Genomic DNA, 12,394 nt, shown 5'->3' on the forward strand with positions numbered 1-12,394 from the left:
CGGGAAGATCAACCTGGACAAGGGCCGGGTCAGCCTCCAGAAGAACCAGACGGTCTCCCTCGTCAAGGGCGGCCGTCCCGTCCTGTCCCAGGTCAGGATGGGCCTCGGCTGGGAGCCGGCGTACCGCGGCAGGGACATCGACCTGGACGCCTCGGTCATCGCCTACGGGCCGCAGCGCAACCACATCGACAGCTGCTACTTCGGCAAGCTGCAGATCGTGGGCGGCGCCATCCGGCACTCCGGCGACAACCTCACCGGCGAGGGCGGCGGCGACGACGAGGTGATCACCGTCGACCTCGGCCGTCTCCCGCAGGAAGTCACCGGCCTGGTCTTCACCGTCAACTCCTTCTCCGGCCAGAAGTTCACCGAGGTCGCCAAGGCCTACTGCCGTCTGCTGGACGGCGCGACCGGCGAGGAGCTGGTCCGCTTCGACCTCACCAGCGCCGAACCGCAGACGGGCGTGATGATGGCCAAGCTGATCCGTCAGTTCTCCGGCGAGTGGGAGATGACCGCCATGGGCGACTTCGTCAAGTCCCGCACGGTACGGGGAATGGTGAAGCCGGCCGCCCAGGCCCTGTAGCGGCCCGTACGGCTCCGGGGGCGCCCCTGGCCCGGGGCGCCGGCCCGGGGTCAGGCGCCGCCGTCCCCCGGGCCCGGCCGCAGTCCCTCCGTCAGCAGGGACAGGTACCGGCGGATGCACCGGCCCTGCCCGTCCGCCAGTTCCGACGCCGTCGCCACGCCGTGGGCCAGGCGCAGGACCTCGATCGGCTCGACGTCCCGGCGCAGCGTCCCCTCCCGCTGCGCCGCGCCCACCAGCCGCGCCGCCGCGTCCTTCACCGAGTCGCCGCAGGCGGTGACCACGGCCGGGCCGCCGTCCGTGACGGCCGCCCCCATCAGTGCCTTCAGCCCCCGCACCTGGATCATCCCGACGCCGAGCTCGTGCAGCCACTCCGTCAGCGCCTCGCCCGGCGGCAGCTCGGCCGCGAGGGCGCCGGCCCGGGCCGCGATCGCCTCGATCCGGTCGACGTACGCGGCCTCCAGCAGCGCCTGCCGCGTCGGGAAGTGCCGGTACAGCGTCCCCGACCCGACGCCCGCGCGCTTGGCGATGTCGTCCAGCGACGCGTTCTCCCCCTGCTCGGCGAAGGCCTCCGCCGCCGCCTCCAGCAACCGCTGGTAGTTGCGCCGGGCGTCCGCGCGCATGGGCCTGACCTGCGCCATCCCGCACTCCTCGCACACCGGGGATCCTCCGCGCAGCTTATCGGGGCGCGGCGCGCCGGCGGCCTGCCGCCGGTGTCCGCCCGCCGGCCGCCGCCCCGCGAGCACGCCGGGCCGGCGGATGCGCCCGGGGACGAGGCCGGCCGCGGGGTGCCCCAGGGCGCGGCCGCCGGGACCGGCGACGGCGGCGCGCGGCGGCCGCCCCGCCTCAGCCGCCGTGCTGGGACCGCGCCTTGAACGCCGCCTTCCGGGCCTCCTTGGCGATCCGCTTGTCCGGGTGCAGCCGCCCCATCGCCTCCAGCACCTCCGCGGTGGCCGGGTGGTCGACCCGCCACGCCGCCGCGAAGAAACCGCTGTGCTGCTGGGCCAGGCCCCGCACCAGCGCGCTCAGCTCCTCGGAGTTGCCCTCGGCGGCGAGCTGCGCGGCCACCGTGTCGACGGTCAGCCAGAAGACCATCTCCTGCGACGGCGCGGGCACGTCGCGGGCCCCGTGCTCGGTCAGCCACACCCGGGCCAGCCCGCCCAGCTCGGGATCGTCGAGGACCTCCCGCAGCGCGGGCTCGGCCTCGGCGCCGACCAGCGACAGCGCCTGCTGGCAGCGCAGCCGCCGCAGCGGCGCGCCGGGGTCCGAGCCGCGGGCGGCGGCCAGCAGCTCCCGGGCGGCGTCGAGGGGCCGGCGCCGGGCCAGCCACTGCTCGGTCTCGGCCTGCGCCGCCGCGGGCGGGAACGCCGCCGTCCCGTCGAGCAGCGCGTCGGCCCCCTTGTCGGCGAGGTCCCCGACCGCCGGCGCCTCGAACCCGGCCTCCAGCAGCCGTGCCCGCAGCCCGTACCGGCCGAGCGGCGTCAGCCGGACCATGCCGTAGCGGGAGACGTCGGTGTCGTCGGCCGCGGCCGCCTCCTCCTCGGCGTCGCCCGCCCGGAGCGCCTCGTCCACCGGTTGGTACTGCACGAGCCCGGCCGGCTCCAGCAGCCGGAACTGGTCGTCCAGCCGCATCATCGCGTCGGACACCCGTTCCAGCACGTCGTTGGTGGGCTCCCGCATGTCGCCGGGCACGAGCACCGACGCGGCCAGCGCGGGCAGCGGCACCGGCGCGTCGCCGGGTCCGTCCTGGTCGACGGTCAGCAGGTACAGGTTGCCGAGCACCCCGTCGAGGAACTCCGCCTCCGCCTCCGGGTCCCACTCCAGCGCCGAGAAGTCGATCCTTCCGTCCTCGTCCACCGCGTCGGCCAGGCCGTCGAGGTCGGGCACGCTCGCGTCGGCGAGCACCGCCTCCAGGGCGTCGCGCCACACGCCGAGCACGTCCTGCGGCGAGCCGCCGGTGAGCAGCGCCAGGTCCTTGCCGGGCGCGACGGTGCCCTCCTCCTGGTCGACGATCTCCACGAGCCCGGTGTCCACGGCGATCCGCCAGGCCTCGCCGGCGTACGCCGTCGCGTCCCGGCCGCTCAGTCCCAGCGCCTCGGCCGCCGCCGGCAGCTGCTCGTCGACGAGCCCGCCCCCGGCGTCGACGCGGGTGTCCGGCCCGGCCCAGCGGGCGAGCCGGGCGGCCCGGGAGAGCAGCGGTGTGGACAGTGCGTCGCGGGCCAGCTCCGCTTCGGGTCGCAGCCGTACGGGCGGCAGGGTGGAGCTGTCTGACATCGGCTGGTTCTCCTAGCGCACGTCGCTTCGACTCAACCGCTCAGCCTAGACGGGTTTTCACCCATGCCGCCCGGTTCATCTGCCCGTCAGGAGGCGTACATGGCCGAAACCTTGACAAGCGGCCCGGGCAGGCTGGAGATTGACGCGCGTAGAAATCGGCGGACACCTGTTCACCGGGCTGCACCTCCGCCCGCCCGGGCCCACCGGCTTCTACGGGGGTCGCGCCGCCCCGCCGGCCGCGGCCGTCGCTCCCGCTGTTCCCGCACGTTCCCGCCTCTCGTCCCGGCGCCCCGTCACGTCCCCGGAGGGATCCCGTTGCCGAGCAAATCGTCCGCGCGCCTCGCCGCGCTCACCGTCGCCGCCGTCTGTTCCGCGGCGGTCGCCGCCCAGACCGTCGCCCTCCCCACGCCCGCGCACGCGGACTCCGTGCGCATCCACGACGTCCAGGGCGACACCCGGATATCGCCGTACGCCGGGCAGAAGGTCACGGACGTGGCCGGAATCGTCACCGGCGTCCGCACCTACGGCTCCTCCAAGGGCTTCTGGATGCAGGACCCTGACCCGGACGCCGACGCGGCCACCAGCGAGGGCGTCTTCGTCTTCACCAGCTCCGCCCCGAAGGTCGCCGTCGGCGACGCGGTCACCGTCTCCGGCACCGTCTCGGAGTACGTCCCGGGCGGCACCTCCTCCGGCAACCAGTCGCTGACCCAGATCACCCGCCCGACGGTCACCGTCGTCTCCGGCGGCAACCCGGTCCCGGCCGCGACGGTGATCGACGCCGGCTCCGTGCCGGACGCCTACGCACCCGCCGGCGACCCGGCCGCGAACAACTCGGTCAACGCCCTGCTGCTGCGCCCCGCCGCGTACGCCCTGGACCACTACGAGTCCCTGGAGGGCATGAACGTCCGGGTCGCCGACGCCCGCGTGGTCGGCGCCACCGACCCGTACACCGAGCTGTGGGTGACGGTGAAGCCGCGGGAGAACCCCAGCCGCCGCGGCGGCACGGTCTACGGCTCCTACGGCTCCCAGAACACCGGCCGCCTCCAGATCCAGTCCCTCGGCGCCGCGGCCGACTTCCCCGACGCCAACGTCGGCGACACCCTCACCGGCACCACGACGGGCCCGCTCGACTACAACCAGTACGGCGGCTACACCCTCGTGGCGAACGAGCTCGGCGCCCTCAGGAGCGCCGGCCTGCAGCGCGAGACGACCCGCGGGCAGCGGAACGGCGAACTGGCGGTCGCCACGTACAACGTCGAGAACCTCGACCCCTCCGACGACACCTTCGCCGCGCACGCCGACGCGATCGTGCGCCACCTGCGGTCGCCCGACATCGTGTCCCTGGAGGAGATCCAGGACGACACCGGCGCCACCGACGACGGCACGGTCACCGCCGGCCGGACGGTGGCCCGGCTGATCGACGCGATCGCCGCGGCGGGCGGCCCCGTCTACGACTGGCGGTCCGTCGACCCGGTGGACGGCGCGGACGGCGGCGAGCCGGGCGGCAACATCCGCCAGGTGTTCCTGTTCAACCCCGAGCGGGTCTCCTTCACCGACCGCGCGGGCGGCGACGCGACGACGGCCGCCGGGGTGACGAAGGTGCGCGGCAAGGCGGCCCTGACGGTCTCCCCGGGCCGCGTCGACCCGGCGAACCCCGCCTGGGAGAACAGCCGCAAGCCGCTGGTGGGCGAGTTCGTCTTCCGCGGCCGCACGGTCTTCGTGATCGCCAACCACTTCAACTCCAAGGGCGGCGACCAGGGCCTGACCGCGGCCTACCAGCCGCCGGTCCGCAGCTCGGAGACCCAGCGCCACCAGCAGGCGACGGCGGTGCACGCCTTCGTCGAGGAGATCCTCGACGTCCAGAAGAACGCCGACGTCGTCGCGCTGGGCGACATCAACGACTTCGAGTTCTCCGGGACCACCCGGATCCTGGAGGGCGACGGCGAGCTGTGGTCGGCGATCAAGTCGCTGCCCCGCAGCGAGCGTTACTCCTACGTCTACCAGGGCAACAGCCAGGCCCTGGACCAGATCCTGGTCAGCCCGTCGATCCGCCGCGGCGCGTTCTCCTACGACAGCGTGCACATCAACGCGGAGTTCCACGACCAGATCAGCGACCACGACCCGCAGGTGCTGCGCTTCCGCCCGTAGGCCCTCCGCGGGGCCGTCCGGACGCCCCGTCCGGACGGCCCCGCGGACGGAGCCGTCCGCGCCCCGGGTCAGTCGGGGAGGAGCCCGAGGACATGGTCGTACCGGCTGACCGAGCTGTTCTTCAGCCCGGGCCAGTTCTGCACGCGCTCCCACAGCGGGCCCGCCGAGCCGACGCCCTCCCGGGGGGCGGCCAGGGCCTCGGCGTGCGCCCGGGCGCTCTCCCACTCGGCGTAGTTGAGGACCCTGGTGCCGTCCGTGCCGAGGTGGAAGTGCGCGGAGAGGCCGCCGCGATGCTGGTGCGGTTCGCTCTCCAGCGCCGCGAACACGCCGTCGACCCAGGCGCGCTGCCGCGCGGCGTCCGCCCCCTCGAACTCGATCTCGACCACCACCACGCATCCGGGCGTGCGCCGGTCCCGGTCCTCCGCCACCCTGCTGCGGTAATGCCGGTACCGTCCGAGCCGCACCCGCTCGATGCCCGGCACGGCGGTGTCGATCTCGTCGTTCCGCTCCTGCCGACGGGTCTTCACGAAGGCCTCGTACGCGGCCTCGTCCGTCCACTGCGAGTAGTGCAGCAGGGTGTCGCCGTCGTGCCCGGCGTAGACGTGGTAGCCGAGCAGGCCCTGCGTCGGCCACGGGCGCCGTTCCCAGGTCCGGGCGATCGCCTCGACGGCCTGCCGCTGCCGTTCGGGCGTGCCCACCCGCCAGGTGCTGAAGAAGGGCGCGCCGACGCCGGGCCGGGCGGGGTCGGGGTGTGCATCGGTACGACGGGTCATGCCAACCTCCAGGTCCGGTGGTCGTTGTCCGCCCCCACTCTTCGACCTCAACCAAGATTCAGGTCAACTCGGCGATTGGGGAGGGGAATTCGGGAGACCCGCGTCCCATGGACGCGAAGGACGGCCCCGGCCGGTTGCCCGCACGGTCCTGGCGGGCGGTGGCGCGGCGCACGCTGAAGGAGCTCCTGGACGACGAACTGTCCGACCGCGCCGCCGCGTTGACGTACTACGGCGTCCTGTCGCTGTTCCCGGCCCTCCTCCTGCTCGTCTCCCTGCCGGGCGTGATCGGCCGGCGCGCCACGGACGGACTCCTCGACAACACCGAGGAGTTGACCCCCGGCCCCGCCCGGGACATCCTGCGCGACGCGGTGGTCCAGCTGAGCGACACCGGAGGCACCGGAGGCGTCCTGGCCGTCGCCGGCCTGCTCTTCGCCCTGTGGTCCGCGTCCGGCTACGTCGCCGCGTTCATCCGCGCGTCCAACGCGGTGTACGACCTTCCCGAGGGCCGCCCGGTGTGGAAGCTCACGCCGCTGCGCCTGGCGCTGACGGTCGTTCTGATGCTGATGCTGGCCGCGAGCGCCCTGATCGTGGTGTTCACCGGCCCGCTGGCCGAGCGGGCGGGCACGGCGATCGGCCTCGGCGACGCGGCGCTCACGGCGTGGGGCGTCGCCAAGTGGCCGGTCCTGCTCCTCCTGGTCGTCCTCATGATCGGCCTGCTGTACTGGGCGGCCCCCAACGTCCGCGGCCGGGGCTTTCGCTGGATCTCCCCCGGCAGCGTCCTGGCCACCCTGATCTGGCTGGCGGCCTCCGCGGGCTTCGCCGTCTACGCCGCCCACTTCGGCACGTACAACAAGACGTACGGCACCCTGGCCGGCGCCATCGTCTTCCTGGTGTGGCTCTGGCTGAGCAACCTGGCGATCCTGCTGGGCCTGGAGTTCGACGCGGAGCTGGCCCGCGAACGGGCGATCACCTGCGGCGGGCGGCCGCCGACGGAGGAGCCGTACGTGGAGCCGAGGGACACCCGCAAGTGGCCCCCGAGGTTCCGCGCGGCGAAAGGCCACTGAACGCCACCCGCCCGGCGCGGCCCCGGCCCCCGGCGCGCCGCGAACGCGCCGCACGCCCCCGCCGGAGCGGCACAGGCCGCCGCGGGCGCCCCGGCCCACCCGCCGGAGGCGCCCGCGGACATTCCCGCCGCACCGCCGAAGGTCCCGTCAGCGGCGTCCCGTGTACCGCCGCCGCAGCACCTCCAGCGCCACCACGCCCCCCACGGCCCCCGCGGCCGCCCCGGCGAACAGCACCGATCCGGGATGCCGCAGCCCGGCTCCCTCGGCCCGCGCCGCCTTGTCCTGCACGGCGTGACCGGTCTGCGCCGCCTTGTCCTGCACGGCGTGGCCCGTCTGCGCCGCCCTGCCCTGCACGGCGTGCCCCGCCTGCGCCACGGTGCTGCGCAGCTGCACCGCCATCGCACCGGCCTTGTCCCTGAGATCGGCGGCCCGCGCCTGCGCCCGTCCCTTCACGTCCATCTTCCCCGCCAGCTCCTCCACGGTGTCCCCGAGCTGGCTGCGGGTCCGCTCGATCTGCTGCCGCAGCTCGTCGGGCCCCTTGACCCCGCCGGCGGCCCCGTCCGGCCGCGCGCCGTCCCCGCTCCTCGCCTCGTCCGTCATCGGTGCGCCCTTTCCCTGATCTCCTCCATGTCGGCCCTGACGCTGCCCAGGGTCTTCTCCGGCATCGGCGGCACGGCGCGCCGGAGCTGGGTGCGCCCGGTCACGGCCAGCGCTCCCGCCACCGCGAACAGCACCGCCGTCACGATGAGCGTCGCGGCCCACACGGGCAGCGCCAGCGAGAGCGCGGCGGCGGCCGTACCGGCCAGGAAGAGCAGACCGGCGTAGGCGACGGCGCCCGCGGCGCCCAGCAACCCGCCGCCGCGCCCGGCGCGCCGCCCCTTCTCGGTCAGCTCCTCCTTCGCGAGGGTCACTTCCTGGCGCACGAGCCGGGAGAGCTGTTCGGTGGCCTGGGCGACGAGCTCGCCCACGGAGTGCCGCTCGTCGTGCACAGGCTTGTGTGCCATGGTCCCGGTCACGGTGTCCGCCTCCTCTCGGTCCCAAGCCTCCCGGGTACCCTTCCCGGCCCTCGCTACCCTCGCGCCCCGCCCCGCCCGCCCCGCCCTTCGGCCGAACCCCGTGCGCCACGACCACCCCCTTCACGGGGACGGACGCGGGCGGCCTGCCGCTCGTCCCGCGTGGTACGGCGGGACGAGCGGCCGCGCGGCCGGGAGGCGTCAGCGCTCCGCGAAGACGGGCTCCCACTCCAGGCTGTCGAAGTCCTCGTCCGGCTCGCGCACTCCGCTGAGCGGCACGACCCTGTCGCTGCCGATCGTGACCAGCACCAGCCGGGGCCGGTACGACTCCGACCCGGGTGCCCGCTCCCAGGCGATCAGCCGCCGGTCGTCCGCCCAGGCCAGCAGGTGCGCCCCGCGCACCCTGGTGATCTCCTCGCCGGTGCGCGGGTCCCGGATCGAGGACCAGGACCTGTCCTCGGCCTCGGCGGTCAGGCCCAGCGCGGCGAGCCGGCCGTCCGGGGACAGCCGCGCGCCGACGTCCGACCGCAGATGCCGCTCGTTCGCGGGCGCGGCGACCTCGTCGCCCGTGAGGTCGTGGAACTGCTGCAGCCCGTCACGGTCGCCGACGACCTGCGAGTACACCAGCCTGCCGTCCCGGGAGAAGGAGAAGTCCTGGCGGCTGTTGATGTCGCGGCGGTGCGCGACCGGGCTCCAGGAGCCCGCGCCGGAGGGCACGTCGAGGACGTAGAAGCCGGTCCGGCCCGGCTTGCCGCCGAACCGCGGCAGCCACTGCTCCTCACCGGAGGACGACCGCACCCGGTCGCGCAGATCGGGGTGCTCGTCGTACGTCGTGGCGACGAGCCTGCTCCCGTCGGGCGAGAAGGCGAGACCGCCCACGCCCCGGCCGGCCGGGATCCAGCGCTCGACCTCCCCCGTGGTGAGGTCGAGCAGTCCGATCCGCCGGGCGGGCAGCCGCCGCTCCAGGACGGCGGCCGTGCGCAGGCCGGGCGCGGCGGCGACGAACGACCACCGGTCGTCCTTCTCGTACCGTCCGGTCCTCGGGTCGAGCAGCCGGTAGGTGCGGGTGAAGACCCCCTCCTTCTCCGACCGCGCGACGGTCCGCGCGGTGTAGTAGGCGGCCAGCGCGGTCCTCCCCGCGGCGATGAACTCACGCGGCGGCGACTGGTCCGGGTGGCCGAGGATCCCCCCGCCGTCCAGCACGCCGGCGGGGCGCACGTCCTCCCTGCCCGGATCCAGCAGCGGCACCGCCACGGCGACGGCGACCACGGCGGCGGTGGCGGCGGCCGCGGACGCGAGCCGGCGGGCCAGGCGGCGCCGGCGGGCCGCCAGCACCCGGTCGGCGAGCCCGGGCGCCGCGGGCGGCTGCCGGTCGGCCTGGTCGCGCAGCGCGTCGCGTACGGCTTCCGCGACGTTCACGGGGTTCGCGGGATTCACGGGCGCACCTCCACGGGCGCGTAGTCACGGGACGGCTGCCGCTCGACGTCGGCCGGGCCCAGGGCGGCCAGTTCGGGCGCGAGGGCGCGCAGCCGGGCGAGGGAGCGGTGGGTGGTGGACCGTACGGTGCCGACGGAGCAGCCGAGCATGCGGGCCACGTCGGCCTCGGGCAGGTCCTCGAAGTAGCGCAGCACCAGCACGGTGCGCTGCCGCGCGGTCAGCCGGGCCAGCGCGCCGCGCATCACCAGGCGCAGCTCGGCCGCGGCCGAGGCGTCCGGGCCTGTGCCGGTGTCGGGCGGTTCGGCGACGCTCAGCTCGCGTCCCGGCCACTTCAGCCGCCAGCGGCTGACCTGCTGCCGGTACAGGACCTGCCGTACGTACGCCTCGGGCTCGTCGATGCGGTGCCAGCGGCCGGCCGCCTTCATCAGGGCGTTCTGCAACAGGTCCTCGCCCGCGTGGCGGTCGCCGCCGGCCAGCAGGACCGCCGTCCTCAGCAGCGCGGACGACCGGTTCGCCACGAACTCCCGGAAGCTCTCCTCCGCCTGGGCATCCATCGTCACCTTCTCTTCCCCGGGCGGGCCCCGTGCCCGGCCCCTGTGCTCCTTGAGACGCACCGGGCGGCCTCCCGCTATGCCGTCCCGGCGGGACATCGCGGCCAAAAACGCCGAACGGGCCGGGGCCCGTACCGCGTCGTGCGGTACGGGCCCCGGCCCGCGGTGTGCGGATCAGCTCCAGCGGTAGCCGTCGCCGAAGAGCAGCGTGTGCTCCAGCACGTCCTCCATCGGGTCGTCGACCTGGCCGACGTCGACGTTGACCAGGCCGACCCGGGGGCCGTTGTTCGAGTGGTGGTTGGTCTCGTCGGCGTGCGCGGCCCCGGCCGCCATCCAGCACACCGCCACCGCGGCCCCCGCCCCGGTCAGCCCGCGTGTCACGCCCCGCATCCGCTCGTTCCTCATCTTCCCCAGCCCCTCGTCTCGTCGGTTCGGCGTATGACCGGACTTCCGTGTCCACCCGTTCATCCGCCGGACCCGCCGCGAGGTCACGCCGGCTCATCCTCACGGGCCCGCCCGAACCCGTGTGCGGACGTCAGTTGTGGCTGTGCAGGATCTCGTTCAGGCCGCCCCACACCGCGTTGTTCGGGCGGGCCTCGACCGCGCCGGTGACCGAGTTGCGGCGGAAGAGGATGTGGGAGGCGCCGGACAGCTCGCGGGCCTTGACGATCTGGCCGTCGGGCATGGTGACGCGGGTGCCGGCGGTGACGTACAGCCCGGCCTCGACCACGCACTCGTCGCCGAGGGCGATGCCGACGCCCGCCTCGGCGCCGATCAGGCAGCGCTCGCCGATGGAGATGATCACGTTGCCGCCGCCGGACAGCGTGCCCATCGTCGACGCGCCGCCGCCGATGTCCGAGCCGTCGCCCACCACGACGCCCGCGGAGATCCGGCCCTCGACCATCGACGTGCCGAGCGTGCCCGCGTTGAAGTTGACGAAGCCCTCGTGCATCACGGTGGTGCCCGCGGCGAGGTGGGCGCCGAGCCGGACCCGGTCGGCGTCGGCGATGCGGACGCCCTTGGGGACGACGTAGTCCGTCATCCGCGGGAACTTGTCGATCGAGGTCACCTGCAGGTGCAGGCCCTGGGCGCGGGCGTTCAGCCGCACCTTCTCGACGTCGTCGACGGCGACCGGGCCGAGCGAGGTCCAGGCGACGTTGGCGAGGAAGCCGAAGATGCCGTCGAGGTTCTGGCCGTGCGGCTTGACGAGCCGGTGCGACAGCAGGTGCAGGCGCAGGTAGACGTCGTGCGTGTCGACCGGCTTGTCGTCGAGGGAGGCGATGACCGTGCGGACGGCGACGACCTCGACGCCCCTGAGGGCGTCCGGGCCGATCGCCTTGGCGGCGCCCTCGCCGAGCAGTTCCACGGCCCGCTCGGCGGTCAGCCGCTCGGTGCCGGCCGGACCGGGGTCCTGGTCGGTCGCCGTCACCAGTTCGGGCGCGGGGAACCAGGTGTCGAGAACGGTGCCGTCGGCGGCGATCGTGGCGAGGCCGGCGGCCACGGCGCCGGTGGTGCGGGGAGCAGTCGTGTCGGTCATGAGGGCAACCTAACCGCCCGGGGGCCGGCGAGGCGAACCGGCCCCGGCTCGTCCCGCGTGCCGGGCGGCCGGTCCGGAACCCAGGTCACCGGGGTGCCGGGCCGGGCCGCCGGGAAAGCGCCGCGGGCACCCGGGCGGGGTGCGGGTACGGGAGACGGCGACGCCCCGGGGGCGTCGCCGTCGGCTCCGTCCGGTGTCCGCCGGCCGGTGGGTCTCAGACGTTGAACCCGAGCGCCCGAAGCTGCTCGCGGCCGTCGTCCGTGATCTTGTCGGGGCCCCACGGCGGCATCCAGACCCAGTTGATGCGCAACTCGTTGACGAGGCCGTCCGTGGCGGACCTGGCCTGGTCCTCGATGACGTCCGTCAGCGGGCAGGCCGCGGAGGTCAGGGTCATGTCGACGGTGGCGATGTTCGCCTCCTCGTCGATGTGGATGCCGTAGATCAGGCCCAGGTTGACGACGTCGATGCCCAGTTCGGGGTCGACGACGTCCATCAGGGCCTCGCGGAGTTCCTCCTCCGAGACCGGCTTCATCTCCACGGTGTCGCTCATGCCGTCTTCCTTTCGGCGTCGGCTCCGCCCAGCGCCTGGGCCGTCGCGTCCTTCCAGGCCATCCAGCTCAACAGGGCGCACTTGACCCGGGCCGGGTACTTGGACACCCCGGCGAACGCGACCGCGTCCTCCAGGACGTCCTCCATGGCGTCGTCGGGCTCGATCCGGCCCTTGGACTGCATCAGCTCCAGGAAGGTCTCCTGGATCCTCTGCGCCTCGGCCAGCTCCTTGCCGACCAGCAGCTCGTTGAGCACCGAGGCGCTCGCCTGGCTGATGGAGCAGCCCTGACCCTCGTACGAGACGTCGGCGATGGTCGTGCCGTCGTACCTCACGCGCAGCGTGATCTCGTCCCCGCAGGTCGGGTTCACATGGTGCACCTCGGCGTCGCCGTCCCGGAGACCACGCCCGTGCGGGTTCTTGTAGTGGTCCAGGATGACGTCCTGGTACATCGAGTCCAGCTTCACGGTTTC

At 74.3% G+C, this 12,394-nt stretch carries 14 protein-coding genes; 3 read left to right on the forward strand and 11 right to left on the reverse strand.

What is annotated here, in order from left to right:
* On the forward strand, window positions 1–580 hold a 580-nt coding region (locus ABD363_RS07280), incomplete at its 5' end, for a TerD family protein (RefSeq protein ID WP_344600815.1).
* 50 nt (window positions 581–630) lie between these two features.
* Here the strand turns inward: ABD363_RS07280 and ABD363_RS07285 are convergent.
* On the reverse strand, window positions 631–1,218 hold the full coding sequence (locus ABD363_RS07285; RefSeq protein ID WP_344600817.1) for a TetR/AcrR family transcriptional regulator: 588 nt from the start codon (window positions 1,216–1,218) through the stop codon (window positions 631–633).
* A gap of 205 nt (window positions 1,219–1,423) precedes the next feature.
* Window positions 1,424–2,851: a hypothetical protein gene (locus ABD363_RS07290; protein ID WP_344600819.1), complete on the reverse strand. Its 1,428-nt coding sequence runs from the start codon at window positions 2,849–2,851 to the stop codon at window positions 1,424–1,426.
* Window positions 2,852–3,166: 315 nt separating this feature from the next.
* Here ABD363_RS07290 and ABD363_RS07295 point away from each other — a divergent pair, with 315 nt between their 5' ends.
* Complete coding sequence (locus tag ABD363_RS07295) at window positions 3,167–4,999, forward strand: endonuclease/exonuclease/phosphatase family protein (protein ID WP_344600821.1); 1,833 nt, start codon at window positions 3,167–3,169, stop codon at window positions 4,997–4,999.
* Between the two features lie 68 nt (window positions 5,000–5,067).
* On the opposite strand, the gene ABD363_RS07300 is transcribed toward ABD363_RS07295, so the two are convergent.
* Window positions 5,068–5,772, reverse strand: coding sequence for an antibiotic biosynthesis monooxygenase (locus ABD363_RS07300; RefSeq protein WP_344600823.1), 705 nt, complete (start codon window positions 5,770–5,772; stop codon window positions 5,068–5,070).
* A gap of 107 nt (window positions 5,773–5,879) precedes the next feature.
* On the opposite strand from ABD363_RS07300, the gene ABD363_RS07305 reads away from it, so the two are divergent.
* Entirely contained in the window at window positions 5,880–6,836 is a 957-nt protein-coding gene (locus ABD363_RS07305) for a YihY/virulence factor BrkB family protein (protein WP_344600825.1), read from the forward strand.
* Between the two features lie 147 nt (window positions 6,837–6,983).
* Here the strand turns inward: ABD363_RS07305 and ABD363_RS07310 are convergent, their stop codons facing one another.
* From ABD363_RS07310 to sufU, 8 genes are all read right to left on the reverse strand, one after another.
* Window positions 6,984–7,436 (reverse strand): DUF3618 domain-containing protein, encoded by a 453-nt coding sequence (locus ABD363_RS07310; RefSeq protein ID WP_344600827.1) that lies wholly within the window; start codon window positions 7,434–7,436, stop codon window positions 6,984–6,986.
* A complete protein-coding gene (locus ABD363_RS07315) occupies window positions 7,433–7,852 on the reverse strand; it encodes a phage holin family protein (protein WP_344600829.1) in 420 nt (139 codons plus the stop codon). The genes ABD363_RS07310 and ABD363_RS07315 overlap by 4 nt, the downstream gene beginning before the upstream one ends.
* Window positions 7,853–8,050: 198 nt before the next feature.
* Window positions 8,051–9,268, reverse strand: coding sequence for a WD40 repeat domain-containing protein (locus ABD363_RS07320; RefSeq protein WP_344601148.1), 1,218 nt, complete (start codon window positions 9,266–9,268; stop codon window positions 8,051–8,053).
* 14 nt (window positions 9,269–9,282) lie between these two features.
* Window positions 9,283–9,840, reverse strand: coding sequence for a SigE family RNA polymerase sigma factor (locus tag ABD363_RS07325; RefSeq protein WP_344600832.1), 558 nt, complete (start codon window positions 9,838–9,840; stop codon window positions 9,283–9,285).
* 171 nt (window positions 9,841–10,011) lie between these two features.
* The gene (locus ABD363_RS07330) at window positions 10,012–10,242 is read right to left on the reverse strand and encodes a hypothetical protein (protein WP_344600834.1); all 231 of its coding nucleotides are present in this window, start codon (window positions 10,240–10,242) and stop codon (window positions 10,012–10,014) included.
* Window positions 10,243–10,372: 130 nt separating this feature from the next.
* Window positions 10,373–11,374 (reverse strand): 2,3,4,5-tetrahydropyridine-2,6-dicarboxylate N-succinyltransferase, encoded by a 1,002-nt coding sequence (gene dapD, locus ABD363_RS07335; protein WP_344600836.1) that lies wholly within the window; start codon window positions 11,372–11,374, stop codon window positions 10,373–10,375.
* Window positions 11,375–11,588: 214 nt separating this feature from the next.
* Complete coding sequence (locus tag ABD363_RS07340) at window positions 11,589–11,924, reverse strand: metal-sulfur cluster assembly factor (protein WP_344600838.1); 336 nt, start codon at window positions 11,922–11,924, stop codon at window positions 11,589–11,591.
* Entirely contained in the window at window positions 11,921–12,388 is a 468-nt protein-coding gene (sufU, locus tag ABD363_RS07345; RefSeq protein WP_344600840.1) for a Fe-S cluster assembly sulfur transfer protein SufU, read from the reverse strand. Before sufU ends, ABD363_RS07340 begins: the two co-directional genes overlap by 4 nt.
* Between the last annotated feature and the right edge of the window lie 6 nt (window positions 12,389–12,394).

It is taken from the genome of Streptomyces glaucus, assembly GCF_039533365.1.
GTDB classification, from domain to species: domain Bacteria; phylum Actinomycetota; class Actinomycetes; order Streptomycetales; family Streptomycetaceae; genus Streptomyces; species Streptomyces glaucus.